Genomic DNA, 26,855 nt, shown 5'->3' on the forward strand with positions numbered 1-26,855 from the left:
ATAAAACATGGACTCAGCCTCTCATTCATTAAGCAACAGAATTGTAACAAGATACAATTTTTTAGTTGTCCATCGAAAACGGATTTATTTTCAGTTATGAAATTAAAACTCTCTCGAATACTGACTGGGAAGCTCCTTCAAAACTGATTGGAGCCGTTTATGGGGCCAATTGGTTCTCGTAATCTTCAAGGAATGAGAGAAATAGTATGATTCGTATAAATACCTGTGCTGCAAGCATTGCTCTAGCGCTATCTGGTACAGCATTAGCTGCTCCAACAGCACCTAGCATCGACATGTACGGTTCCAACAACCTGCAATTTTCTAAAATTGAACTCGCGATGGAAACCACCTCTGGCTACAACCAGATGGTGAAATATCACGATAAAGCAAAGGTCGACGTTAAGTTCAACCAATGGAGCGGAACGTCAGGAAACACGTACAACATCTACTTTGATGGCGTTAAAGTGGCCACCGGCCCAATCACTGGCAGCCAAACTACAGCTTCTTTCGAATACGGCCAAGGCGGCTTATTTGAGATGGAAATCGAAGCGTGTGATGAAACAGGTTGTAGCAAGAGCGCACCTGCTCAAATCACGATCGCTGATACCGATGGCTCACACTTAGCGCCACTTGCGATGAATGTGGATCCGAACAACAAGTCATACAACACAGATCCAAACACGGTAGTCGGTACTTACTTTGTTGAGTGGGGTATTTACGGTCGTGATTACACCGTTGATAACCTACCCGCTGACAACTTGACCCATATCCTTTATGGCTTCATCCCAATTTGTGGTCCGAACGAATCAGTTAAATCAGTAGGCGGTAACAGCTACAACGCACTCATGACAGCTTGTCAGGGTGTTAACGATTACGAAGTGGTGATTCATGATCCGTGGGCGGCATTCCAAAAGAGTTTCCCTCAAGCAGGACACGAATACAGCTCACCGATCAAGGGTAACTACGCAATGATGATGGCGCTCAAACAGCGTAATCCTGATTTAAAGATCATCCCATCGATTGGTGGCTGGACGCTGTCTGACCCGTTCTTTGATTTCACAACCAAAGCCAACCGTGACACCTTCGTTGCATCGGTTAAGAAATTCCTCAACACATGGAAATTCTACGACGGTGTAGATATCGATTGGGAATTCCCTGGTGGAGGCGGTGCGGCGCCAGACCTTGGCGACCCTGTAAATGATGGCCCAGCTTACATTGCATTGATGGCAGAGCTGCGCGTGATGTTAGATGAGCTAGAAGCCGAGAACGGCCGTACTTACGAGCTAACATCAGCGATCGGTGTTGGTCACGATAAGATTGAAGACGTGGACTACGGCGATGCTATCCAATACATGGATTACATCTTCGCAATGACTTACGACTTCTACGGCGGTTGGAACAACGTGTTAGGTCACCAAACAGCACTAAACTGCGGTAACTTCATGCGCCCTGGTCAATGTGATGGCACAGGCCTTGATGAAAATGGCGAACAGTACACTGGCCCTGCTTACACCACAGACAACGGCATCCAATTGCTGCTTGAGCAAGGTGTTCCAGCGAACAAACTTGTGGTTGGTACAGCGATGTATGGTCGTGGTTGGGAAGGCGTATTACCATCATCACTTTCAGATCCAAGCGATCCAATGACAGGCGTGGGTAATGGCAAACTGACCGGAAGCTCTGCTCAGGGTGTATGGGAAGATGGCGTTATCGATTACAAAGGCATTAAAGCGAACATGCTTGGTGCAAACAACCAAGGAATCAACGGCTTTGAATATGGTTACGACGAAATGGCAGAAGCACCTTACGTTTGGAACCGAACTTCAGGAAAGTTGATTACATTTGACGATGACCGCTCAGTGAAAGCAAAAGGTGCGTACGTTCGTAGTCTTGGCCTTGCGGGTCTATTCTCTTGGGAAATTGATGCTGACAACGGCGACATCCTGAATGCTATGCATGAAGGTCTTGCGGGCGGTACGACAGATCCTGTCAACCGCAAACCTACGGCAGCTGCAGGTGCAGACCAATCGGTTGAAGGCCCAGCTTCTGTTTCTCTGGATGGCAGTGCTTCAAAAGACAGCGACGGCACGATTGCTAGCTACGCTTGGTCACAAGTAAGCGGAACAGCCGTAACTCTGGCCAACGCGAATGCGGCTGTTGCGAGTTTCGATGTGGTTGAAGTCGCACAACAAGAGACTCTAACATTCAGCCTAATCGTAACAGACAACGAAGGTGCAACGTCAACAGATACGGTTGTTGTAACGGTAAACCCTAAAGACACAGGCCCAGTCAACACAGCACCAGTTGCAATTGTTTCAGCTCCAGCTGAAGTCAATGCGGGTGACGTAGTCGTGGTTGATGCTTCGGCTTCGAGCGATGCTGACCAAGATACATTGACCTTCACGTGGGATGTGCCTGCTGGTATTAATGCTACGGTTCAAGGTTCTTCAGTGAGCTTTGTCGCGGCGGAATACACGCAAGACACGGTACTAAACTTCTCTGTGACAGTGAGTGATGGTACAGATACATCAGTCGCGGCTACTTCAGTGAACGTTCTTAAGAAAACCACTGGCGGCGGTACATGTACTAACGCTTGGGATTCAAGTGCGGTCTACACTGGCGGCGACCAAGTAACTCAAGGCGGTAAGATTTGGGAAGCGAAATGGTGGACAACCGGTGAAGATCCAACAACGACAGGCCAATGGGGCGTGTGGAAAGAGATTGGTCCTGCAAGCTGTTAACTAAAAATAGGGTTGAGCTAAACACCAACTAAGCATTAACTAAATCCCTAAAACAAAGGCCAACCAGATAATGTCTGGTTGGCCTTTTTAGTGTTTGTTTTCTTAACCTGCGTTCTACTGGCTTGATTAGTTAAAGTTAACCAATCAAGTTATCAAAGCTCTCAAATACTTGTGGGCACTTCATTACTCGCCCGTGGCCCTGTCCTTGAGTCGCAATTAAAGTAACGCGACCCATTTCATTAGCAGCACGCTGAGACACATCAAACTTAGTAAACTTGTCTTGCTCATCATGAACGATGATCGTCTGAGACTCTCGAAGCGCTAGCTTTCCATAGGGATCAACAGACTGAATTGGGTAGTTAAACTGCTCTTCGACTTCTCCGACTACCGCCTCAAACAGTTTCATTGAGTAACCAGAACGCGCGACGCTGCCAAATAGGTTTTCTAGATAATCCAGTACAGGTGCAATCAGCAATAATGGCTTGCTTTCCAATTTAACGTGCTTACATTCCAACGCAGAAGCCGTGCCCATACTGTGACCGACCAAACCTGCTACCTCACCCACCGAATCGAGAATCGCTTCAAGGCCGTTCACAAACGCAGGAATATGACCATGTACACCATCACTGCCACCATGAGCAGGGTGATCATAAGCCAGAGCCGTAAAACCTTTGGTGGCGATGTGTTCCATCAACGGGAAGAACTGACTCGCGGTGCCAGACCAACCATGAGTCAGCACCCAAACAGGCCCGGTACCTAAAGAATAGGTTTTTAAAACGCCATCACGACCTTCAATTTCACTCTTGATCAGCCCTTGGGGATCAGCATTTTTTTGCTCGGTACGCATTGGAGTGAGCAGCAGCTTACGTGCCGTTTTCTTCGCATGGCTCGGCGCTAAGATATAATGCAGATTGGTTGTTGCGCCAATTAAGCTGCGCTTGAAGCTGAATTTGTTCGATGTATTAAAGTAGATTTTGTCACTCATGACCGTTCCTTGTATCGCCATCATCATTGGCGGATCGAGCTCGGCCCTAAAAATCGAACGACCGTGCTATTTGTTGATATAAAAAATGGCGCTACTGCGATTTATCATCGCTTACCACCACTTCTCTAAAATTTTGTTGTAAACCTTACTTCAACAAGACTCACATGATTTGCGAGTTAACCTGCTGTATGTATTAAACCGCTTTCCAACTGGCTACCAAGCGCTCGACACCACTCCAAAAATGCGTGTGGCTGGCTTGTTGGCCTCGTAATGAGTAGAACAAGTTCGCACTTAAATAAAGACCGTACAACTCGAAGGTTGCCTGTTTCGGGTCTAAATCGGCTCTGAATTGTTTGCTTTCAACCGCTTTTGCTACCTGAATCGTCAAGTAATCAATCCACACTGAAATGGTTTTCTGCAGTGCTTTCTGAATCACAGACGTTTCACTGCCCGCATCTTTCCATGCATCAATAAACATGCAACTGCCTTGGAATGAATGGTTCCAGCCCAGCCAATTGTCGAGCAGCTGTTTCAATTTCGCTTCAATATCACCATCTCCCAGTTCTCTTGCGGGAATGATGACTCTTTCAGTGAATATGGCGTTGGAATATTCGAGTACAGAGAGCTGGAGGTTCTCTTTAGAGTTGAAGTGTGCAAACAAGCCACTTTTGGACATGCCACACTGCTTGGCTAACTCGCCAATGGTCAAACTCTCAAGCCCGTTCTCACTCGCAAGTGCGAATGCATGGCTCAAAATATACTCTTTGGTTATCTTTCCCTTGCTCATTATTCACCAATAATAAATCTGATACGTTATTTTTAGCACGTTCGTTCTTTTTTTCAAGATTTTTTACTTAACCCTTGGTATTCATTTTGTCTTATCAAAGAACTGTGGAAAAATGCGACAGTATTCAAAGGAAATTGAAATCGACTAACAAAGGAAAAAGAATGAACTCACTTTGGGAACAGTTTGCGTTTTCGGCGTCAGTAACAGGCCCTATCTGTTTAATGCTGTTTCTTGGTGTGATGCTCAAGCGAATTGGCTTAATCAATGACAACTTCATTGATGTCGCATCCAAGGTGGTGTTTCAAGTCACTCTACCCGCAATGCTATTTCTCAGCATTGTTCAGTCTAACCACGATTTTGCCGCCAGTGGAAAGCTCGTCATCTTTGGCTTATTAGCCAACCTTGCCTTCTTCGTGTTCACCACTGTCAGCACTAAAATGGCTTTTAAAAAGCCTCAAGACCAAGGTGTGATAGTGCAAGGTGGCTTTCGTGCCAACACTGCTATTATCGGGCTTGCTTATGTTGCCAATATATACGGCAACGATGGTGTCGCACTCGCTGCTCTGTATGTCGCCTCCTTGACGGTTCTCTATAATATTCAGGCTGTTATCGCGCTCACTCCAAAGGGCCAAGAGTCGGGTGACAAAGCCATTCAAGTCATCGTTAAAACACTCACCAAAAACCCTCTTATTATCTCGATCGGCTTAGGTGTATTGTTCTACTTACTGTCGATTCCTGTACCGAAAATGGTGACTGATGCAGGGCAATATTTCGCTAACATGACCTTACCGTTAGCCCTTTTGTGCACGGGAGGGTCGCTTGATATACGCTCTCTGAAAAAAAATAAGGGCCCGACTTGGTTCTCTACCGGATACAAACTGGTTTTGGCTCCGCTGCTGATCACGCTAGCTGCTCTGTTCTTCGGTTTTGGAGGATTAGATCTTGGTCTTATCTTCTTGATGAGCGCTGCACCGACCGCTGCTGCGAGCTATGTTATGGCACGTGCAATGGGCGGGAATTCAACATTGGCAGCCAACATTATCGCACTCACCACCGTCGTTTCACTTATCAGTTGCACGCTTGGCATTTTCGTACTTACTGCAATGGATTTAATATAGCTGCGACAGGCTTCAAAGAATCAATACAAGCCTTAAAACAAAGCTCGCAACCCTTGATTTAGCGCTAACTGGTTCAATAAAAAGGCTGTTAGATTCTACGAAAATTTTCTTAGAGATCTGATATGTCTTCCGTTCAACATACGCCTTCACAACGCATCGCCAGTATTGAGTTGGGTCGAGTGATTGCTATCTTGGCGATCATTGGCTTACATGGCCAAATGGCACTTACTTACTGGCAAATCGATGAAGTGCCTTGGATTGGTTATGTGCTTAACCAAACCGCTCGCTTCGCCGTACCTCTTTTCTTCCTTATCTCAGGGTATCTGATTCAACCTAAGCTCACGGCATCGCTTTGGGCAACCGTGGTCAACTACTCTAAACCACTCCTCAAGGTTTGGTTGGTTTGGAGCATCATTTGCCTAGTCATGCCATTCAACCTCGCGAAGGTGGAAGAGTTCGGTTACTTAGGCGAACGCCAAGGCTATTGGGGCTTTTTAATGAGCACACCACTCAACTCTTTCTTAGAGGGTGGATTGGTTCATTTATGGTTTATTCCTGCTCTGGTATGTGCCGTTTTGATCATCGCTCTAATGGTCGAAATGAAACTCGACAAACTGCTATTACCAACGGCGATTGTACTTTACGTTTATGGTGTTTTAGCGGGCAGCTACGCGAGCTTGACCGATCTGAGCGCGCCTTTCTTTACTCGTAACGGCCCGTTCTTTAGCACGTTAATGGTGACCTTAGGCTTCCTCATTCGTCAGAATCAATGGAAGGTGTCATCAACTAAAGCGTTGGGATTACTAGCGTTAGGCATGTTGATTCATTTTTCTGAGGCGGCATGGCTAACCACGTTCGACGTCGGATTCAACATGAATGATTTCTTGTTTGGTACTGCACTATGGGGAATGGGCGTGTTTATGTGGCTTTTGGCTAATCCAAACATCGGCGACTATGCGTGGGTTCGCGCGATCTCGAATCGTATGTTAGGCATCTACGTTTGCCATTTGCTGATCATTATCGTGCTGTTCAATGTCTGTGGAGTTTTGGGTATCACTGAGTTAGCAAAAGACGTGACCGTATTTTTTGGCACCGTATTGTTGAGCTTCGGGTTAGTTGTTGGTATCGAAAAAACGCCATTACGACGTGTGCTACTGCGTTAGTGCTTGTACCTAAAACTATCAGCTAAATCAGTTTTAAACAGCCACAAAAAAGAAAGGCAAGATAACTTAATATCTTGCCTTTCTCTCATCATATTGGAGCTGAGATTATCTCACTCGTGAGGTGTTATAAGAACGCCATCGCGCCTTTACCTACCCCTTCATAAGCCACGATTTGTAATGATTGGTTTTCGGCCAAGCTTGGAGCCACTTGATCCGCGATATAGCCTGCCAGTAATTCCACAGTGGTATCGGTTGGTAAGATTTCCGTTTCGCTCTTAGCAATCGCTAGTTCAAATTCGCCTTGTGGCGCTGTGTAGCGGAAGCCATAGTGACTTTCATCATTAACACTGTTCGCTTGTTCACTCAGGTTAAGTGATGAAACTGAAACTTGGTCTTCTTTAGAACCTAAGTAAATGTCTTCCCAGCGCTGAGCAAATGCTTGTTCGCGTTGCTCGTCACGCTGACCATCAACCACGATTTCTACTGGAGAACGGTGACCATGCGCAATACGTTGGCAATTACCATCATGCTTTTTCAAGCCATGGGTGTAGTGGTAGAACGCGCCATTAATGTTCTCATGACGAAGGGTGATCTCTAACCCTGTGACGTTACTTGGCAGGTTATCGCGAAGAATATGATAAACGTGTGCGGTCACACTCTCGATAGTGATCGCTTCTGCATCAATCAAGCAATATGCTTCGTCAGGGCAATGTAGGTGAAGACTCTTGTCACCACGCAACACATCAACCTTAGAGTAGCCCGCTTTGCTCGCTTGAAGAACAATTGCAGCACTTTGCATCGGCAGTAGCAAACGGTGATCAACGTGCTCATCGACGAGCTGTTTGATCTGCTTTTTGACCTTGCTAAAATCCAGCACCATGCTCATTTCATTAAGTTCACCAGACATGGTGACATCTAAAATCCAACTATCTCCTACGACCCCTCTGTGTTCACAGATGTATGAAGAATCGATAACGGTAAGGTCTCTTACAAATAGGTTCAAGTTGAACTCCTTAATACTTTAATGAGATACGGGAGGCTGAATAATGTTCAGCAGGCACTTCGTCTCATTGGTGTCTAGATAAAATAGGACGGGCAGGATGTTACAACGCGCTTATAAAGTCCACCTTTTTACACCCTCTTCCGATAAAAGAACAAACTACATACAATTTCCGCTAAAACATAGACCAGCCTGATTCGAATAGCCATAAATCGAGTGGGGGTTGCCCGGCGTTTCACGACACATTTTGCTTTAGCCACAAGCGCGGCGACACTCCGGCAACATGTTGAAAAGCTCGTGAGAATCCTGAGTAGCTATTGTAACCCACTTCATCAGCAACCCAATTGATCGGCTTATTTTGCAATAGCAGAGATTGAGCTACAGAGACTCGCCACTTTTGTACATAATCTCCCGGAGTTTCACCCACTTCTCGTTTGAACGCTTCAATAAACTGTGTACGAGACATCGCGGCCAGTGAGGCCATTTCGGTAATCGAATAATGACGAGTAGGTAATCGATGAATAGCCGTTACCACAGAAGCTAATCGAGGGTGTGCAAGAGCTGAGAAAACACCGCTATCAATTTTCTGTTGCTCAATAAGATGACGGAAAATCAAAGCCATCAAAGCGTCACTCAACTTGTCCATTAAGTACTGCTGCCCCGACAATTCTTGGCTCGACTCGTTAGATAACACTTCGATCACTGGCATTAAGTTAGGTGCATCCGCAAACGGAATGACTATCACGTCAGGCAGAGCAGACAATAAAGGATTCAGCAGACCTTGATATGAGTGTCGACAGCAATGACCTCGCGATCAAAGGCTATGACCCTGTCGCTTACTTTACTGATGCTGGTGCCGTTCAAGGTTCATCAGAATTCACGGCTACTTATAAGAACGCTATTTATCAGTTCGCAAACAGTGACAACCGAGATCAGTTCCGCACCAATCCTGAAGCTTATGCGCCTCAATACGGTGGCTATTGTGCCTTTGGTGTGGCTATGGGTAAGAAATTTGAGACCGACCCTAACGCATGGAAAGTCGAAGATGGAAAGCTGTATCTGAACTTAGACAAATCTGTACAAAAGCGATGGTTGGAAGATACGCAAGAGTTCATCCAAGACGCCAACAGTAACTGGACGACGATCAAAACCGTAGAAGCCTATAAGCTTTAGTCTACAAATTTTAGCCTAGTAACTTTAACTTTTATCCATTGCCCATTAATAAAAACGGAAGCGACCGAACGCTTCCGTTTTCATTGGGATTTTCCCCAAAGAGGTCAACCCAAAGCGATTGGCAACACCTACTAAGTCCATTTCTATTCTATACTCTTAGCAGATAAGCTTTTCTTTTTATGGAAGAATAATGACATTACCTAGGATTTTGGTACTTGGCCTCTGCGCCCTACCGACACTGACTTATGCCAACCCATGGCAGTTCGTCAAAAGTGAAGATTGCATCATGATTGATAAAAGGCCACACAGCGAAGGCTTGGTCGAAATACGAGCACAAATGCAAACGCCTACCACTTATTCCGGTTTTCTGTTGTTGCTGGAAGACAGCGAGAACGTACCAAACTGGATAGATAACGTGTCGCAAAGCCGAGTGTTGATGCAGATATCTGAAGACGAAAACATCGTCTATACCCAATTCAAAGCACCGTGGCCTGCCAGAGATCGCGATATGGTGACCTACTCAAAATACAGCATTGAAGATGGTCAGTTTGTCTTGTCGATAAAGGATGCGTCGAACTATTTAGCGAAAGAGTCAGGGTTCATTCGAATCTACGATGTGGATGCACTTTGGACTCTGCAACCGCTGACTAATGGCAATACCTACATTACCTACACCGCATATGCGAACGCAGGTGGCATCCTACCGAATTGGTTGATGAACAAGTTATCGATAGGCAGTGCACTGAGCACGTTTAAGGGACTAAAAGAACAGTTACCAAAGTACCAAGGCCAGCAGCATCCTAACCTGCCAAGTGAGTCTCGCTAACGGTAAAGTAGACAAGTAAATAGAGGAAATAAAGTTAAAGACTAAGGTCTTCTAGCGAGATCGCGCGCTAAGATAAGCGCCAAGCCAAATACTTGAAGAAACAGGGCTATGTTCTTATAGAAAGCCATTTTCTCATCAAGCCTTTGGATTAACTCAACCAAGGTCAGGTTATCCAAATAGTAGTCATCGATTCGAGTTCGTTGCGACTCTTGAGCACTGTTTATCAGCATCATCAGTTTCGGCAAGTTAGACAAAGAGATATTTGGCACTTCGCTACTCACCCAACGCCTAAGTTGCCCACGCAGTGCTTCATCAAGAACAGTGGTAGGCTGCCCCGTTTCTGGTTTATCAAGGTGAATCAGAATCGCTTCACGCTTACGCTCTAGGGTTTCAATCGTATTCCAAGCAAGCTGTATTGAGTACACATTGCCGAATTTGCGATCGTTGTATTCCGCTTTCTCAGCTTCAATTTTATCGAGCACCAAGCTCGACATGACAATCGCCATGATGTTGAGTATCAAGCCTGCGAGGACAATCGCCCAAGCAGCTGGAAGGCGCAACGCCATAATGCTCCCTAGAACATTTTATCAAAAGGTAGGTAAGCTAAGTTTAGGACAATCAAAGAGATCATGCAGATAAGCGTTAACACCATCCCCACTTTTCGACCTTTGAAGTTCTTCGCTAAGATCCCTTTCGCATGAATCACTCGCCCCAGAATAAACGCTACACCAATGACATGAATCAGCCACACACCGGCACCATTCATCTCTAACAATCCCATCAAAATCACGGTGATTGGGATGTAATCCATCGCGTTACTTTGTGCCGAACGTGCTATCTGTAACGACTCAACACCGCCATCAGCATGAGCAACAAGATTGATTCGCCTTTGCTTGATCACCTCTATTGCTAACCAAATCATTACGACCGTCAGCAAGGCTGCGTAAAGTGCTGTAACCATCATATTTCCCTATTATTTTGTGTTTACTCAGTGTTCTTTGTTATCTGTTCGACAACACCCGCCGAGATAAAATGAAAATCGCGCCCGAGCACTTGTAAGAGATCTCTCACACCGAACGTAAGAGATCACAATCAAGCTTCGCAGAAAATTCGTAAAATACAAACCCAAGCCCTTGTTTTGTATGAATCCACGCATATTTCTTTCGCTCAGTGGGTACATTTATTTCTTGAGGTGGATTGTGAGTAAAGCCTCTGCAGCGTTTAATACACATGTCGACAGGGAGTTGGCAGGAACAGGAAAAAGCCTAACGGATTAAGTATCTTCAGGATGAAGATTTGATGACTTAGGATGAGTTATCAGCAAGGAAGTTATACTCTAGGATAGAGTCGCTTATCAGGATGATGAGTTTGCAAGGACACCGCTAGGACGGCGATGAATTGGATAGGTTAAAGGATTTAGCCACGTCAAGGAACGATGCAGGGAGCACCAGTTACCTATTGAAAGATAAGTAACGCGCAGTAGCAGGATGGCTACGAAAAGAATAGACCCCGTTTGGTGAAAGCCAAACGGGGTTTCCTTTTTTGTAACGTCTAAAAGCTGTTAGTAGCTAACCGTTAATAGCAGCTAACCGTTAAAAGTCACGTTACAAAATAATGTTCATCAAGAACATTGCACCAAAGGCATTCAACACTGAAATCGCGATCATCACCGGGATGTAGCGACCTTCAGTACCAATTGGCCCCATAATACGGCCCATGTATTGCACCTGAGAGCCCATCAAGTAGATAGCTGGCGCCAAGATAGCGATATGGTTGCCGTTCAGAATACCTTGGTCAAACAGCGTGATAACCACGCCCACTGCACCACCCATCGACATCCACGCACCGATCAATACTGCTGCCGCCTCGCCAGGTAAACCAAATACCGCCATGATTGGAGCAAATACACTGCCCATCAAATCCAGCGCACCCGTAATCTGCAATGCCTTGATGATCACAAACGCCATCAGAACATTTGGTACCGTAGAGGTAGTTGCAATAACCCAGCCTTTCTTAGCACCTTCAACGAAAATATCAGTAACCATTGGTTTCTTTGCTTTAACTTCGCTCATTATGCTACTTCCTCTTCCAGTTTTTGTTCTTTGTCTGATTTTGGTTTGTCTTCTTTGCCTTCAGTTATATTGAGGTAAATGCGGAACAGGTTCGCGCCGACAAATTTAAAGATGAACATCACAGCGACAGCCAAACCAATTGACGATGTCACCGCTAAAGAGCCATCCATCGCGGTTAGAGTGAACAAAACCGCACCTGAAGAGAAAAAGTTAACGATCGCCGCACCCGCCGTAAACTGGAACATGGTGAACACATCGGTTTCGCGCTTAGTGAGATGCCCTTCATCTTTCAGCTGACGTGTCATCGCTGCGCCAGCATCGGTACTTTGCAAAGACGCGATCAGTGCCAAGCCTGAGTTACCCGGAATACCCATCAGAGGGCGAAGCAGAGGTGTCAATAGTTTACGAGCCGCGTCCAGTGCGCCGTAATGCTCAAGTACGTTGATCATACCCAGTGCAAACATCACGGTCGGAATAAGTGTCAAAGCAAAAATGAAACCGTCGCGAGCACCACTACCGCCTTTGCCACGCAATGACGTCGTTGCCGCTTGTATACCATCGGCCGTTTCACTTACATCGTAAGCGACCTTACCGAATGAACCGTTGAGCGTTGTAAAATCGAGCACTCCATACCATTCATTGGACTGCATTAAGCCTGAAAAGAACACAATCGCGAATGCGAGTGCGATATAGCTGCCGATCGTGACTTTACGATCGGTTTTAGTTGGATTAGTCATAAGGACCTCTATACATCTCGTTTATGTGGAACAGAACACGTATAGATAGTGCAAACTAATGAGCAATAGGTTAATGACCAAAATCAAATAGCGTATCGGTTTGAACAAAAGAACCACAGCAACATATAAAACTGTTATTTAGATTTAAAAGCAGAGGTATACGCTAAAATAATTAGAATATTTCACATACAAAACTAAACAAAATTCGCTTCAACAGCGCAACCAAAAACGCACACAATCACCACACAAATAAGGTTTCAAATGACAGGTTTTTACCTAGTCTGATCTCTGATAATGATGTAAGTGATCTCTTACATGCTTTTTCTGTTCAATTTTAATTCGATTATAATACAGCGGCTTAAATCGTGGTTACGCTTCTAAAATGCAATCGTTTACCTATTATTGGTTGAGTTTTGAGCCATGGCTAAACCGTGAGCCATTTTATAAAGAATTTGAGCTTAATCCGAAATTTCAGCCCTTAGAGGTGCTATAGACTTCGCGCTGCCAATATCGAAGGAGAACGGTGGTGATGATGATGGAAATGAGAACGCTTAAATATCAAGTAATGGGCAAAGGCATGTGGATCACTGCAACGGTATCTCGCGCAGTAGCGGACAAACTTGCGCGGGAATATCAATCCTACGGCTGGCCTGTTGAAGTATGTGCCGCAGAACAAACACTAACGTTTGATCTCAATGCTGCATAATATTGGCAATGGCGAATAAGCTCTATCGGTAATAAACCCGGTAGGGCTTTTTCCCTAACCTCTATTTTCTCTATAATCTCTATTTCTCTATTTCTCTATTTCTCTATTTCTCTATTTCTCTATGATTGACGAGTTACCGATGATCGACCGTTTTCCTATGAACGATGGGTTCCTATAATCGACGGCTTTCACTGTGACCTCACGTTTTCACCCAATCTACTGTTTTCTATATAATCTATTGAATTATTAAGATATCTATCACACTGCACATGGTTATTTAGGTCTACGCTTTTACCCGTGTTAATAACTTATTAACTTCGGAGCGTAATCCATGTTAGGTATCCAGCTTTCTGCTGTTCTCTCTTTATTATTTTTTTCTACGGTAGCAGGCGCTGCCACTTCTCAGTTGGGAGAGCCGCTCAAACTAACCAGTTCATTTGCTGGCTACCTATCGCTGACCATTTTCGTTGTCGCCTACATCGTGGTGATGATGGAAGAATACCTAAAACTCCGAAAATCCAAGCCGGTTCTACTTGCGGCGGGCCTGATCTGGATAATCATTGGTTTTACCTACCAAGAACACAACCTTGTTGAAGTCGCCAAACAAGCACTCGAACACAACCTGCTGGAATATGCCGAGCTATTACTCTTTCTGCTCGTCGCCATGACATACATTAGCGCCATGGAAGAGAGAAGACTGTTTGATGCGCTGCAAGCGTGGATGGTAGGCAAAGGCTTCAATTTCCGCTCTCTGTTCTGGATAACCGGTATTCTAGCCTTCTTTATCTCGCCTATTGCCGACAACCTTACGACAGCTCTATTGATGTGTGCCGTGGTTCTCAAGGTTGCTGGTTCTAACCCTAAATTCGTTAACCTCGCTTGTGTGAATATCGTGATAGCCGCCAATGCTGGCGGCGCGTTCAGTCCATTCGGCGACATCACAACGCTAATGGTGTGGCAGGCTGGTTATGTGAGTTTTAGTGAGTTCATTCCTTTGTTTATTCCTTCGGTGATGAATTACCTCGTCCCTGCGTTGATCATGTCTTATTTTGTACCCACGACTCAGCCCGACACGGTTCATCAACACGTTGAATTAAAACGTGGTGCAAGACGAATCGTCTTCTTGTTCATCATGACAATAGCGACCGCGGTTGCTTTCCATGCCGTACTCCACTTCCCTCCTGTAATGGGGATGATGATGGGGCTCGCCTATCTGCAGTTCTTTGGTTATTACTTACGTAAGACTTTACCCAACTCACTCGCGAAGAAAAAAGCGGTGGCGATCGCCAATAACGATGAAGGCACCCTGAAACGACTCGGTTCTGTTGTGCCATTCGATGTATTTCGAAGAGTGTCGCATGCCGAATGGGACACGTTGCTGTTCTTCTACGGCGTCGTAATGTGTGTCGGTGGCTTGAGTTTACTTGGATACTTGGAATTAGCCTCGGGCGTGATGTATAGCCAATGGGATCCAATTTGGGCCAACGTTATGGTGGGGATCTTATCGGCTATTGTCGATAACATTCCGGTGATGTTTGCCGTGTTATCCATGGAACCCCAAATGTCGATGGGCAACTGGCTACTGATCACCTTAACCGCCGGCGTTGGTGGCAGCTTGTTATCTATTGGTAGTGCGGCAGGTGTGGCGTTAATGGGCGCGGCGCATGGCAAATACACCTTCTTTGGCCACTTGAAATGGATGCCAGTGATCATGATTGGCTATGCCGTCAGTATCGCCGCTCACCTATGGTTGAATGGCGATCTTTTCTAGTAAAACGCTCTAATGCATATCAGCTAGAGGCTTCTCAACGCGTGTCCAGACGTTACTTAACTGCATCGCTGGACACTGGTTGCAGGTTAACACTGCACCCTCGTGTTGAATTCGCATCACTAGCCCGGAGTCAGATCGGCGGTTCGCTGAATTCAACTCAATATTGATTAAGTCATCTTCAACACGATAAGTTCGAGTAACAGACTTATCCATTGTTTGATAAGTCACTTGCCCAGATTCAAAAAGCAAGTAACTGTCATTGTCAGCGTTCTCATACATGCCCTTAAACAGAACAAGTTGTGGTACTTCGAAGGGTCGACTGGTGTCGGTTAAACAACCGGTCAGCAATAGTGCGCTACTGCAGCAGAGTATAAGTGAATGATGGCTATTCATTTGGGCATCCTTGCCTAGAGAACATGGTTAAAGGATATGCAACCAAACAGGTATTTTCCAGCAAGTGGCAGTTTTATTGCAAAGTCACACTTTAAGAACCCTTAACGTTCACCAATAATTGATACGCAATTTTCAACAAACATTCCGAAAAAGACTCTTTAATCTTCTTCTCTTCCCTCAATAACTAACAAGCGTTGTTTGCGTTCTACGCCACCCGCATACCCGGTCAGCTTGCCATTTTTACCAATAACTCGATGGCACGGCACAATCACTGACACTGGATTTTTACCATTCGCTAAACCCACGGCTCGAACGGCCTTTGGGTTACCAATCGCATCAGCCAGTTGTGCATAGCTCCAGGTTCCTCCATAAGGAATAGTCATGAGCGCTTGCCAAACCGATTGCTGAAATGGCGTGCCCTTTGCGGCGATCGGCACAGAAAATTGGATAACCTCACCAGAAAAATAGCGATTGAGCTGCTCGGCAACCAATTCAAAGATCGGAAAGCCATCATCTCGAACACCTAATTCTTCAGGCTTGGTGGTGTATATTTCAAACCAAAGACCTAGCAACCCTTCATCGTTCGCCTGTAAAGTCACCGTGCCCAACGGGCTCTCATAGTAAGTAAAACGGTTAGTCATAATCTCTCCTAGCCTGCTATTGTATATGTTTGTGGGTTGCAGATGTTTGTGGGTGCTCTTTCTATTAAGACTGATTCCAACAATGGAACGTGGCGTAACTTCCCCAAGGCGAAACACTCTCTGTATTGATGGCTGGGCGATGCTCAATAAACTTCTTCACCACCAAATCACCAACCAACAGGTGATTAGGTTCACTTAACCCGCGAAGTAGCGCGTATTGAATCGTCCAAGGCCCAATGCCCTTTAGCTCAATCCATTTTGAAGGGTGCTCTGCTTCATTGTCGACCATGTATTCGGCAAAACGCTTTAAGGTCTCTTTGCGGCTTCCAGGCATTCTTAAGAAGCTGACATCAGTCTCCGCTATCTGTTTAGGTGTTGGGAAATAGGCTTTCTCTTGGATTCCAGACGACTCTTGTGAATTAGCAGGATCTTCTAAAGAAGATGCCGAATGCGTTCCAGAAATCTCTCGTACCAACAAGTTAAGCTGACCAATCGCCGCGGTTACCGAAACTTGCTGCCCGAGAATCGCTCTTACTCCGGCTTCCCAAGCACTCCACACGCCAGGAATGCGGATGCCACTCTTAGCCACTAAGTTGGGGTCAATGGTTGTAAAGAAGGCCTCAACCTTGGCAATATCGACATCAAGGTCGAACATGCGTCGAATGTTCGCAATCAAGCTTCTTAACTGGCTTATATCATCCAACTCAAATTCAATATCTAAGCGGTTCTCTTTAGCCAAAGTGGCCTTGAACCAACCCTTTGACCCGTTAACATTCACTGTGCGCTTGTAATAGTCTTCGCCAACGTCTTCTAAGCCCTCAATCATTCTTCGTCGATAGAAACCCAGTAAATGCTTCCAGTCTAATGGGCCGTGAAAGACTAGCTGAATATGATTGCTCAGGTTTTCACTTAGCTTTGTTCGTCGGATTTGGCTTGGCGAGAGCTGCAGCTCTTTTAGAAAGGCATCATTGAAACGACGCGTGCTATTAAAACCACTCGCAAAGCCAACATCGGTAATGCTCATGCTACTGGTGTGCAGCAACTGCTTGGCAAACATCAATTGGCTATAAAGGCTATATTGCTTCGGCGACACGCCGATGTAATTATCGAATAAGGTTCGTAAATAACGGTCTGAAATACCTAATCGAGTGGCAAGGTCGACGATTGATCCTGAGTTCAGCGCACCATGATCAATCAACTGTAAAGCACGCAAGAAAGTCGTTTCAACACCTTTCCAAGCTGGAGAAAAAGGTGCGCTGTCTGGCCGGCAACGTAAGCATGGGCGATATCCAGCCTTCAAGGCTTGAGCTTGATGAGAAAAATACTCGACATTTTCTTCTTTGGGCGGGCTTGCTGGGCAAATCGGACGACAAAAAATTCCGGTGGTTTTTACCGCTGTAAAAAACATTCCGTCAAAGCGAGCGTCTCGCGCATATCGAGCCAAATGGCACTGCTCACTGGTTAAGGTGCTGTTGTGATTGATCTTTTTCGACATCCGTACTCTTCCCATTTACCATAGCGTTTGATCCGATACCTAAAAGTTTACCGTGAACCACCATTGTCGCTAGCCACTTTCGGAAGCGAAGGTCAGATAAATCACAAAAAAGGGTTTTAATTTTATTCAATTCGACTAAATTTAATCTAGAGGAGGCAAACTTCTCACAACGTCAACGATCGGTACTTAGCACGCCCAAGATGCAGAGACCGATCGAATATAAATATAAAAAGGAAAAGGCTATGGTTCTTCACACGTGTCGTATTGTTTTATCAAACCAACAGGTTCTCACCAGTCAATCAGTCGAGCAGTCTCTAAGCTTTCTTGAAGACAAAGCGGACAACGGGATTTCTATGATTGAAATTGACGCAACGGATGGCAATCAAATCCATTCGTACATGTCTCACTCTCTTGAAGAGTCTATTGAGAATCTAATGAATCTCTAGAATTTTCGAAGAATAGTGCTTTGAAGTGATAGGGCTTTTAAAAAAGGCTACACATGCCAGGCTTAAACGATATTGATGGAATTGGAAACGATCTCTAATTCAGAAAAGAAGTACATCTCTGGTTTAAAACAAAAATGGCTCCTAACTATACAATTAGTTAGGAGCCATTTTTTATTGAATCTAATCAACAAAGCCGTTGCTTACCGCGAATGCCGCTACTCAGGTGCTTGTTCAGCGGCTTGTTGCAGCGTGTAGGCGGTCGATGGGTCAATCTCGTTAACCAGCTTCTCAACCTGCATGATCGCATCAACCGAGGTGCTGCTTTTACGGTAGCTGAGATAAATTGGGCGATACCAATCTTCTACCCCTTTCACCTTATGCAGCTGACCCGAATCGATAAAAGGTTCAACCATAGAAACAGGTAAATACGCACTGCCACCTTTCTCTAAAATGAAATCGAGGGCAATACGAGCCGTAGAGGTACGTAAATACGGAGCTGGAACTTTAGGGTGACGTTCTGCGTGTTCTGAACCGAAGCGCGTTCCCCAATCAACATACACATACTTATGTTGGAACACAGATTCCAGATCATCTTGCTGCGTTGATACCAGTACCAAAACCAAATCAGCGACTTTTTTACAGTTCAGCTCTTCCGCTTTAATTTGATCGAAGGCGAAAGCCATATCTAAGGTTCGCTCTAGCAAATTACGGTTCAGTTGCTCACGCCCCATCACCTCAGCCATGAAGCCATAACCACCAAAAGAATCGGTCACTACGCTTAAACAGTTTTGCAGATACGCATCCCAAATATTCGGAGTGCCACCTAGTGTTAACTGCAAGGCTTTTCCACTCTCTAACGACAGCTCAAACTTGGCTTGTTGTAAGGTGGATACCATCACTTCAGCATAACCAATCAAACGCTCACCGGAAGAGGTAAGCTTGATGTTATTGCGGTCACGAATGAAGAGCTGAGTATCAAAATAGCCTTCAAGCTGTTTGATCCGCGCACTCACCGCTGCTTGTGTTAAATACAAGTTTTCAGCTGCGCGCCCAAAGTGGCGCACCCTTGCAACCTCAAGAAAGGTTCTAAATACTTTCACATCCATCAAAAATACATCTCTGTAATAAATCTGCTAACTAGCCGATCTAGGATTGTTTATCGTAAAGGCAAAAACGTTTTGTTTCCTATTTTAGCCTTTTAACAATATTTTCGCGTGAGCAATAAACACTAATTTCTATCTAACCACATTACTGAGGCTGATATGTCTGAGACCGAATTCCGACACGGAAAAAAACGTTTTTATGACACCATTAAATTCCCACGAGGGTTCGCTAAGTCAGGTGATTTTACTCTTTCAGAAGAAGAAATCCTAACCTTGTTTGGTGACACTATGCTTGCACTTGAGACTGGTGAACTCACACCGACCAATGCTGAAGAAAGACATTTCATCAAAGTATTGGCTCACCCTCATAAGGCTAAGTCCAAGTTAGACCGTGTTTGGTTGAAGTACATTCAACTGGCTCGTGGACGCCGTCGCTTTCATACCCTAAACGGCTGCAAACGCGGTGAAGTGCCTAGGGAAGAATACGACAGAGAGTTAGTGTTAGAAGATTAGTAAAACTGCTCAAAGTGATACCTAATCACTTTGGGCTTTTTTTCATAGCATATTAGCGGCAACTTAAAACAAACACGCATCTTCTTCGTAATTGGTAAGTTTAGCCAACCTGTCCAGTTTTACCAATATTTATATAAAATTCATAGTGATAGCTTTGAATAATCACTATTCTTAAATATACCCATGCTCATTCACGCCTGTCGGTGATACTTTCTCACTTTTTCTCCTCTTTTTTGCACGGCAGTGCCACATAAGTATCACTCTTTGATCATACGTCCATTGCACTCCTGACCATCCATCTATCCACTCATCCACTCATCCACTCATCCACTCATCCACTCATCCACTCATCCACTCATCCACTCATCCACTCAGCAAAGCTTGTTGATCTTTCAGACCCTGAATCAAACCTACCTGACGATATATGACAAACGTATTAATCTTGTTTAACGCTACCAAATATCCATACAATAATTGTGCAAATTTGAGAGTTCTAGTCACAGATACGACGAAAAAAGCAAAAACTTGACCTAAAACAATAGCGGAATTTAATAACTTATTTTATAATGCGAATTAATGTTTCAGAACACTATAAAATTTTATTTCTAGGGGCAAAATCAATGAGACTTATTCCATTAAGCAACAAAGCTAAAGTAGGTAAATGGGCTGCTCGTCACATCGCAGATTCTATCAACAAATTCGCTCCTACTGCTGAGCGTCCATTTGTTCTAGGTCTTCCTACTGGTAGCACACCTCTAACTACTTACGCTGCGCTAATTGAACTACACAAAGCGGGCGAAGTAAGCTTCAAGCACGTTGTAACATTCAACATGGATGAGTACGTTGGTATCGACCCTAACCACCCAGAATCTTACCGCACATTCATGCACGAGAACTTCTTCAACCACGTTGATATTCAAGCAGAAAACATCAACCTGCTAGACGGCAAAGCTGAAGACATCGATGCTCACTGTGCAGCATACGAAGAGAAAATCCGTTCATACGGCAAAATCAACCTATTCATGGGCGGCGTAGGCATCGACGGTCACATCGCATTCAATGAGCCAGGTTCTTCTCTATCTTCGCGCACTCGTATCAAAACGTTGACTGAAGACACTCGTATCGCGAACTCTCGTTTCTTCGATGGCGACATCAATCAAGTTCCTAAATACGCACTAACTATCGGTGTTGCTACTCTTCTAGATTCTGAAGAAGTAATGATCCTTTCTCTAGGCCACAACAAAGCGCAAGCGCTTCAAATGGCTATCGAAGGTTCTGTAAACCACATGTGGACTGTTACAGCTCTACAGATGCACCGTAAAGCTATCATCGTTGCTGATGAGCCAGCTCAACAAGAGTTAAAAGTTAAGACTCTACGCTACTTCCAAGAGCTAGAAGCTGAGAACATCCAAGACCTATAATCCGCATAGTCTTGGATAGAAGGGCGTTTTTAATAAAGAGAGCGTCTTGAATAGAAAAAGCCACTGAATGTGGCTTTTTTTGTACCTGCTGCTTTTGTGTTTAATGGGAAGAGAGGTTTCGGGTATTTTTTATAGACACAAAAACAACAAATCGATTTCTCCAACGAGAGAAACCGCCATCATTTTAAACTTTGTATTGATACGAACGAACAGCTACAAGATATGTAGGATGCGAAACAAGATAAGCAGGACTGCAAACTAGAACTAAGAACTCAGTGCGTTATCTCGGCATAAGGTCGTGATAATGTCAGTGATAGCCAAAACGATCGTCGACTTCACTTTCTGATTATGTCGACCCAAAAACATTTGAAGCATTGGGCCCGACATGGTTTCCACCATCTCCGAGTCATATTCGATAGGCATTATGCGTTGAATCGCCTGCACCTTGTTGAGCTCAAATATAACGTCGACTTCTGTGAAGCTGGTGTCTTCACCTTGTATTTTCGCCCACTCTTTCAAGGTAACGAAAATCTCTAAATCATCGTAGAGCTCTTTACTGATCACACCAAGCCCTAATAGCAGCTTAGCGCGGATCATAATCTCGCCCAACGGCCCGCCACTGTTGAGAAGTGGTTCAACAACGAATTTAATTGCCGTGTCGTCTTTCTTGAAAATGTTTTTTAATACGGCATCTACCGTGTCGTCCAATGCATCGTAAGCCGCCATTAGACAGGCGCTAGCGCTCTCAGCTTCAGATAGGGCTTCGAGTAATTCAGTTTCGTGGCTAGTTTGTATTGGCATAACGGCTCGGCAATAAGAAAGTGCCACTGGTGTGGCACTTTGATGGTTTATCATTTCAATGCTAGATAAGCTTCTTCCGCTAGTTTAACAACTTCTGAGTCACTATTCAGCTCAGAATAATGCGCTAATGTCTCAGCAAACCCTTTTTCTGCAAACATTGCCTGAAGTTCAACCGCTTGCGGGTCATCTTCATTCTTGTAATGGAAAGCCGCTGCAATCGCTTTTACGAGATGAGCGTTTGGAAGACCATACTCCAATGTGCCGTTTAATGGCTTAACTAGGCGGTCTTGTGGACTCAGTTTACGGATTGGCTGACGGCCAACACGATCAACTTCGTCACGTAAAAATGGGTTTGCAAAACGACCAAGGATTTTTTGGATGTATGCTGCGTGAGCTTCCGGGTCAAAACCGTAACGCTTAATAAGCACAGCACCGCTTTCTTCCATTGTTGCAGTTACTTCAGCGCGGATTACGGCGTCTTCAATAGAATCTTTGATTGTCTCGTGACCTGCAAGAACACCAAGGTAAGCCGTTACCAAGTGACCAGTGTTAAGGGTAAACAGTTTACGCTCAACGAAAGCCATTAGGTTATCAGTGCATTCCATACCAGGGATGTTTGGAATCTCACCCTTAAATTGTGTTTGATCTACAATCCACTCGCTGAACGTTTCAACGGTCACGGCTAGAGGGTCTGTTTCGCCCGCTTCTGCCGGTGGAACAATACGGTCGACCGCTGAATCAACAAAGCCAATGTGCTCTTCAGTGAAGGCTTTCATTTCATCAGAAAGGTGCTCTAACAGTGCTGCCTTCAATTGGCTAGTACCGCGAACCATGTTCTCTGCCGCGATAATGTTCATTGGTGCCGTGTTGTTTGCCGCAGCACGTTTTTCAATACCTTGAGCGATCGATTTAGAGATAATCTTAAGAACCGTTGGGCCTACCGCTGTTGTTACAAGATCAGACTCAGCGATGCAATCTACTACAGCGCTTGTCGCTGAGTTTACTGCTGTCACGTTCTTAACCACTTCCACAACACACTCTTCGCCAACAATCTTAACTGGGTATTCTTGGCGTTCAATTAACGCATTTACAACCGTTTCATTTACGTCAGCAAACGTAACCTTCATACCTGCATCAGAAAGAAGCTTACCAATGAAACCACGACCGATATTACCTGCACCAAAATGTAACGCTTTCATAATTTTGACCTTATAAATATTTGAATCTAGATAGCTAACGGCTCAACAACATGCCTTGACGACGTGCCCTAGGCATTAAGCAGTAAGCTATTCAGACTGAATCTTTAATAAACCGATAAAGAGTAAGACCGAAAATGAGGCCAGTGGGGGGACACCGGCCTCCTTCACTCAGGAGCTTGACTAGAGCGTATTAATTTCCGTTTAGAATACGTAGAACATCATCTGGGTTAGTTGTGTTCTGTAAGCATTCCACTGCTTCTTCGTCATCAAGTGAATTGGTAATAGCCATCAACACCATGTTGTGTTCATCGCCTTGTGCTGCAATACCGATAACCATCTTAGCGATATCATCTTCGTCTTCGCCCCACTGAATGCCTTCAGGGTATTGGCAGAACACGATGCCGGTTTTTTGTACGTACTGTTTCGCTTCTATTGTGCCGTGTGGTACTGCGATAGATTCGCCTAGGTAAGTAGACACAAGCTCTTCACGAGCAAACATGCCATCTACATATTCTGGTGATACGTTGCCAAGTTTTACTAATTGTTCGCCAGCAAACTTGATTGCGTCTTCTTTTTGAGTCGCTTTAAGGCCAAGGAAGATGCTGTCGTCAGTGAGTGCAAGCTTGTTGCCTTCTTGCGCTGGGGCTGCTGCAGGAGCCGGAGCTTCTACTTTCGCTTCGCCACTTTGTGCTTCAACCAGTTCTGCAACTAGTTGGTCGTATACGCCGCCGTCTAGGAAGTTGCTTAGAGACATATGCATCGCACCTGGCACAGTGCTACGAGCACGGTCTGTTAGGTCTTTATGCGTAATAACGATTTGCGAATCAGCTGGTAGGTTGTTGATTGCGTAGTTGGTTACTTCAATGTCTAGGCCAGCTGTTGCTACTTTCTTACGTAGTAGACCTGCACCCATTGCACTTGAACCCATACCCGCATCACACGCTACATAAACTGCTTTTACATCCGCTAGGTTTACGTTTGCTTCTGCTGCTGCACCTTTAGAAGACGCTTTCATGTCTTTCATTTGTGCAGAAGCTTTTTCTAGAGAGTCTTCGTCGTCATCTTGAGCTGAAGTTTTAAGCAGAATTGAAGCCACTAAGAAAGATACTGCTGTTGCTGCGATAACTGACAATACAACACCGATGTAAGAGCCTTTTGGCGTCATCAGTAAGATTGCGAAAATAGAGCCTGGTGATGCTGGAGAGATAAGGCCAGAATCGAACATTACGTTAGTGAATACACCCGCCATACCACCTGCGATTACCGCAAGAATTAGACGTGGGTTCATTAGAACGTAAGGGAAGTAAATTTCGTGGATACCACCTAGGAAGTGGATGATAGATGCACCAGCAGCAGATTGCTTCGCGCTACCTTTACCAAACACCATGTAAGCAAGTAGAAGACCAAAACCAGGACCTGGGTTTGCTTCGATTAGGAAGAAGATAGAGCGACCCATCTCTTCAGATTGCTGGATACCTAGTGGAGAGAAGATACCGTGGTTGATTGCGTTATTTAGGAATAGAATTTTCGCAGGTTCAACAAAAATAGATGCTAGAGGTAGTGCACCCGCTTCTACCATTGCGTTTACGCCAGCCGCAAGTCCGCCAGACAGAATCTTAACCGCAGGACCAATCACGATGAACGCGATGATCGCACAGATCATGCCGATGATACCCGCAGAGAAGTTGTTCACTAGCATTTCGAAACCACTCTTCACTTTACCGTGAACAGCTTCATCGAATTTCTTAATTGCGATACCACCTAGTGGACCTACAATCATTGCACCCATGAACATCGGGATGTCAGTACCAACGATAACACCCATTGTTGTGATAGCGCCCACTACCGCACCGCGGTCACCACCAACCATTTTACCACCGGTGTAACCAATCAATAGTGGCAGTAGGTATGTAATCATAGGACCAACCATTGATGCTAACGTTTCGTTAGGCCACCAACCCGTTGGGATGAATAGTGCAGTAATGAAACCCCACGCAATAAATGCGCCGATGTTTGGCATTACCATATTGGATAAGAAACGACCAAAGTTTTGAACCTTAATCTTTGCTTCTGGTGATAACATAGGTAGAACCCCGTAGTGTATTGGTTGGTCAAATGACCGAAAGTGTGTACTCAAAAGTCGATTAAAATGTATCACAACATTTCCAAAATGCACCTTAGCCCAACTTTAGTGATGACCATCACACACGAAAAACACTTTCGGGTTAACAAGTACACCTTAGATCACAAAAACACCATGAATTTAAATTACAAAGCCAAATTAATGAGAATGAATATCATTAACACACGATCAATATCACATTTTGCTTTGTAATACTTAAAAATAAAAAGTGATCAAAATCACACTCAGTGAAATATAGCATCTGGAATCTATATAAACCGTATAAAAGAACATCGTGTCACGTATATAAAGCATGCACCCAGGTGAGTAAAATCGCTATAAGTGTAATTTAATTACAGGAAGGACTACATTTTGCTAAAAATACAAAACGAGACCTAACGCTCGACTAAAAACATAGACGACTGAACTGCAGTTAGCATTGATAGATGTGATATGGTATTTACCAACGCTATCGCATGATATATCTCCAACACCCATCAGCTGATGACTCCGCTATTTGAGAAAAGACTATGTCAGACAAAATTTCCACATCCGCACTCGCTAAACAAAAAGGCATAGAAGCTAAAACTTTATTTAGTGATCTAAAAACAGCGGGGTATATCGTGCGTTCACAAGAGCGTTGGGTTCTCACAGAACGGGGAGAAAGCTTTGGTGGGGAGTATGTCGAACACAAGAAGTTTGGTGTCTTTATTGTCTGGCCAGAAAAACTACTCATCGACCTAGATTCTTTCTCTGGAAAAACGCTAACGGCAACTCAATTAGGCAGTGCCTTTCAACTTAGCGCAAAAAAAATTAACCTGTTGCTCAGCGAGCTTGGTTGGATAACACGTGAAGAAGATGGTTGGCATGTCACCTCAACAGGCTTAAAAGCAGGCGGTGAGCAAAGGGAAGATAAAGCGACTCAAAACCTATTTGTGGTATGGCACGATTCATTGGTTCGCAATAAACGTTTGAAGCAGTCTGTTGTCGAATTTCTAGGGCATGATGCTGAAAGCCACTCTACCGATGTCTCGTTTTCTAGCTTTCGTCAGAAATTTGAGGCGAAACACCGAACCTTAGACGGACATTATGTACGTTCAAAGGGAGAGCTGATCATCGATAACTGGCTTTATATGGCGGGAGTGGTTCATGCCTATGAACGTCCGCTCCCGATATCAAAAGAAGTAATGAGCGATTTCTACCTGCCAAGCGGTAAGGTATACATTCAGTTCTGGGGAACAGATTCAGGCCCTATAGAAGAAGACAAACGAAATGCGACCAAGAAAGTTTACCAAGAGCACGGTTTTAGCTTGATTGAACTTAACCCTGAAGATATCCCAAACCTCGACAGTGTACTTCCCTCTTTATTACGCCAATATGGAATCAAAGCGTACTAACTGGCTGATTTTCGACAACCAACACACATCCAGATCACACTAATAAAATCATTATGGACATTATTAACCATAGTGATTTGATGTGTTCGCTATTTTTCCCGAGCCAATCTTCTATTATCTTACACCCATCGACTTGAGCTACCGCAGATACTCGATTTATTGGGGCATATTCGATAGCCATTTAAGCGTTCAGCCTTTTAGAGGATGACTGTTCTAGAAACGACTTCTATAGAGATATAGCCTAA

The 26,855-nt window shown here is 44.6% G+C and carries 24 protein-coding genes and 2 pseudogenes; 11 read left to right on the top strand and 15 right to left on the bottom strand.

What is annotated here, in order from left to right:
* Nucleotides 1–206: 206 nt before the first annotated feature.
* Nucleotides 207–2,741 (top strand): glycosyl hydrolase family 18 protein, encoded by a 2,535-nt coding sequence (locus AC3CH3_RS18265; RefSeq protein WP_019820178.1) that lies wholly within the window; start codon nt 207–209, stop codon nt 2,739–2,741.
* Between the two features lie 136 nt (nt 2,742–2,877).
* On the opposite strand, the gene AC3CH3_RS18270 is transcribed toward AC3CH3_RS18265, so the two are convergent.
* Nucleotides 2,878–3,726, bottom strand: coding sequence for an alpha/beta fold hydrolase (locus tag AC3CH3_RS18270; protein WP_029405278.1), 849 nt, complete (start codon nt 3,724–3,726; stop codon nt 2,878–2,880).
* A 193-nt stretch (nt 3,727–3,919) separates the two neighbouring features.
* Nucleotides 3,920–4,513, bottom strand: a complete 594-nt coding sequence (locus AC3CH3_RS18275; RefSeq protein ID WP_004732750.1) for a TetR/AcrR family transcriptional regulator — start codon at nt 4,511–4,513, stop codon at nt 3,920–3,922.
* A 161-nt stretch (nt 4,514–4,674) separates the two neighbouring features.
* Here AC3CH3_RS18275 and AC3CH3_RS18280 point away from each other — a divergent pair, with 161 nt between their 5' ends.
* Nucleotides 4,675–5,631 carry an AEC family transporter gene (locus AC3CH3_RS18280; RefSeq protein WP_488538923.1) on the top strand — a complete coding sequence of 319 codons (957 nt, stop codon included), beginning with the start codon at nt 4,675–4,677 and terminating at the stop codon, nt 5,629–5,631.
* A 122-nt stretch (nt 5,632–5,753) separates the two neighbouring features.
* Nucleotides 5,754–6,794 carry an acyltransferase gene (locus AC3CH3_RS18285; protein WP_488538924.1) on the top strand — a complete coding sequence of 347 codons (1,041 nt, stop codon included), beginning with the start codon at nt 5,754–5,756 and terminating at the stop codon, nt 6,792–6,794.
* A 124-nt stretch (nt 6,795–6,918) separates the two neighbouring features.
* Here AC3CH3_RS18285 and AC3CH3_RS18290 read toward each other — a convergent pair whose 3' ends face one another.
* Together AC3CH3_RS18290 and AC3CH3_RS18295 are read right to left on the bottom strand one after the other, a co-directional pair.
* On the bottom strand, nt 6,919–7,797 hold the full coding sequence (locus tag AC3CH3_RS18290) for a 6-pyruvoyl trahydropterin synthase family protein (protein WP_488538925.1): 879 nt from the start codon (nt 7,795–7,797) through the stop codon (nt 6,919–6,921).
* A 232-nt stretch (nt 7,798–8,029) separates the two neighbouring features.
* Nucleotides 8,030–8,575 (bottom strand): annotated as a pseudogene (locus AC3CH3_RS18295) (helix-turn-helix domain-containing protein); the annotation flags it as partial.
* On the opposite strand from AC3CH3_RS18295, the pseudogene AC3CH3_RS18300 reads away from it, so the two are divergent.
* Together AC3CH3_RS18300 and AC3CH3_RS18305 are read left to right on the top strand one after the other, a co-directional pair.
* Nucleotides 8,566–8,967 (top strand): annotated as a pseudogene (locus tag AC3CH3_RS18300) (YHS domain-containing (seleno)protein); the annotation flags it as partial. The pseudogenes AC3CH3_RS18295 and AC3CH3_RS18300 sit on opposite strands and share 10 nt — an antisense overlap.
* Before the next feature lie 190 nt (nt 8,968–9,157).
* Complete coding sequence (locus AC3CH3_RS18305; RefSeq protein WP_488538926.1) at nt 9,158–9,793, top strand: START domain-containing protein; 636 nt, start codon at nt 9,158–9,160, stop codon at nt 9,791–9,793.
* 41 nt (nt 9,794–9,834) lie between these two features.
* On the opposite strand, the gene AC3CH3_RS18310 is transcribed toward AC3CH3_RS18305, so the two are convergent.
* The 4 genes from AC3CH3_RS18310 to AC3CH3_RS18325 form a co-directional block, all read right to left on the bottom strand.
* The gene (locus AC3CH3_RS18310; protein ID WP_488538927.1) at nt 9,835–10,359 is read right to left on the bottom strand and encodes a DNA mismatch repair protein; all 525 of its coding nucleotides are present in this window, start codon (nt 10,357–10,359) and stop codon (nt 9,835–9,837) included.
* Between the two features lie 8 nt (nt 10,360–10,367).
* Nucleotides 10,368–10,754, bottom strand: a complete 387-nt coding sequence (locus AC3CH3_RS18315; RefSeq protein WP_004732742.1) for an MAPEG family protein — start codon at nt 10,752–10,754, stop codon at nt 10,368–10,370.
* Nucleotides 10,755–11,397: 643 nt separating this feature from the next.
* Nucleotides 11,398–11,865, bottom strand: coding sequence for a YjiG family protein (locus AC3CH3_RS18320; RefSeq protein WP_004737023.1), 468 nt, complete (start codon nt 11,863–11,865; stop codon nt 11,398–11,400).
* On the bottom strand, nt 11,865–12,602 hold the full coding sequence (locus tag AC3CH3_RS18325; protein WP_017082976.1) for a nucleoside recognition domain-containing protein: 738 nt from the start codon (nt 12,600–12,602) through the stop codon (nt 11,865–11,867). Before AC3CH3_RS18325 ends, AC3CH3_RS18320 begins: the two co-directional genes overlap by 1 nt.
* A 529-nt stretch (nt 12,603–13,131) precedes the next feature.
* On the opposite strand from AC3CH3_RS18325, the gene AC3CH3_RS18330 reads away from it, so the two are divergent.
* Both AC3CH3_RS18330 and nhaD read left to right on the top strand, forming a co-directional pair.
* Nucleotides 13,132–13,308, top strand: coding sequence for a hypothetical protein (locus AC3CH3_RS18330; RefSeq protein WP_171311018.1), 177 nt, complete (start codon nt 13,132–13,134; stop codon nt 13,306–13,308).
* A gap of 331 nt (nt 13,309–13,639) precedes the next feature.
* Nucleotides 13,640–15,079: a sodium:proton antiporter NhaD gene (gene nhaD / locus AC3CH3_RS18335; RefSeq protein ID WP_108099477.1), complete on the top strand. Its 1,440-nt coding sequence runs from the start codon at nt 13,640–13,642 to the stop codon at nt 15,077–15,079.
* A gap of 9 nt (nt 15,080–15,088) precedes the next feature.
* Here nhaD and AC3CH3_RS18340 read toward each other — a convergent pair whose 3' ends face one another.
* From AC3CH3_RS18340 to AC3CH3_RS18350, 3 genes are all read right to left on the bottom strand, one after another.
* Nucleotides 15,089–15,472, bottom strand: coding sequence for a hypothetical protein (locus AC3CH3_RS18340; RefSeq protein ID WP_488538928.1), 384 nt, complete (start codon nt 15,470–15,472; stop codon nt 15,089–15,091).
* A gap of 158 nt (nt 15,473–15,630) precedes the next feature.
* The gene (locus tag AC3CH3_RS18345; RefSeq protein WP_488538929.1) at nt 15,631–16,113 is read right to left on the bottom strand and encodes a methylated-DNA--[protein]-cysteine S-methyltransferase; all 483 of its coding nucleotides are present in this window, start codon (nt 16,111–16,113) and stop codon (nt 15,631–15,633) included.
* Between the two features lie 64 nt (nt 16,114–16,177).
* On the bottom strand, nt 16,178–17,608 hold the full coding sequence (locus tag AC3CH3_RS18350) for a DNA-3-methyladenine glycosylase 2 family protein (RefSeq protein WP_488538930.1): 1,431 nt from the start codon (nt 17,606–17,608) through the stop codon (nt 16,178–16,180).
* Between the two features lie 242 nt (nt 17,609–17,850).
* Here AC3CH3_RS18350 and AC3CH3_RS18355 point away from each other — a divergent pair, with 242 nt between their 5' ends.
* On the top strand, nt 17,851–18,054 hold the full coding sequence (locus AC3CH3_RS18355) for a hypothetical protein (RefSeq protein WP_017061519.1): 204 nt from the start codon (nt 17,851–17,853) through the stop codon (nt 18,052–18,054).
* Between the two features lie 215 nt (nt 18,055–18,269).
* Here the strand turns inward: AC3CH3_RS18355 and AC3CH3_RS18360 are convergent, their stop codons facing one another.
* Entirely contained in the window at nt 18,270–19,160 is an 891-nt protein-coding gene (locus AC3CH3_RS18360; protein ID WP_004732733.1) for a LysR family transcriptional regulator, read from the bottom strand.
* A gap of 156 nt (nt 19,161–19,316) precedes the next feature.
* Here AC3CH3_RS18360 and AC3CH3_RS18365 point away from each other — a divergent pair, with 156 nt between their 5' ends.
* The gene (locus tag AC3CH3_RS18365) at nt 19,317–19,670 is read left to right on the top strand and encodes a MaoP family protein (RefSeq protein WP_017092459.1); all 354 of its coding nucleotides are present in this window, start codon (nt 19,317–19,319) and stop codon (nt 19,668–19,670) included.
* A 620-nt stretch (nt 19,671–20,290) separates the two neighbouring features.
* On the top strand, nt 20,291–21,091 hold the full coding sequence (gene nagB / locus AC3CH3_RS18370; protein ID WP_004732731.1) for a glucosamine-6-phosphate deaminase: 801 nt from the start codon (nt 20,291–20,293) through the stop codon (nt 21,089–21,091).
* Between the two features lie 264 nt (nt 21,092–21,355).
* On the opposite strand, the gene AC3CH3_RS18375 is transcribed toward nagB, so the two are convergent.
* From AC3CH3_RS18375 to AC3CH3_RS18385, 3 genes are all read right to left on the bottom strand, one after another.
* Nucleotides 21,356–21,892, bottom strand: coding sequence for an MltR family transcriptional regulator (locus AC3CH3_RS18375; protein WP_193835446.1), 537 nt, complete (start codon nt 21,890–21,892; stop codon nt 21,356–21,358).
* A gap of 50 nt (nt 21,893–21,942) precedes the next feature.
* A complete protein-coding gene (locus AC3CH3_RS18380) occupies nt 21,943–23,091 on the bottom strand; it encodes a mannitol-1-phosphate 5-dehydrogenase (RefSeq protein WP_488538931.1) in 1,149 nt (382 codons plus the stop codon).
* Nucleotides 23,092–23,281: 190 nt separating this feature from the next.
* The gene (locus AC3CH3_RS18385; protein WP_488538932.1) at nt 23,282–25,174 is read right to left on the bottom strand and encodes a PTS mannitol transporter subunit IICBA; all 1,893 of its coding nucleotides are present in this window, start codon (nt 25,172–25,174) and stop codon (nt 23,282–23,284) included.
* A 569-nt stretch (nt 25,175–25,743) separates the two neighbouring features.
* On the opposite strand from AC3CH3_RS18385, the gene AC3CH3_RS18390 reads away from it, so the two are divergent.
* Nucleotides 25,744–26,610 carry a glycerol kinase gene (locus AC3CH3_RS18390; RefSeq protein WP_488538933.1) on the top strand — a complete coding sequence of 289 codons (867 nt, stop codon included), beginning with the start codon at nt 25,744–25,746 and terminating at the stop codon, nt 26,608–26,610.
* The last annotated feature ends 245 nt before the right edge of the window (nt 26,611–26,855 follow it).

The organism is Vibrio sp. QJM3NY_35, assembly GCF_057785915.1.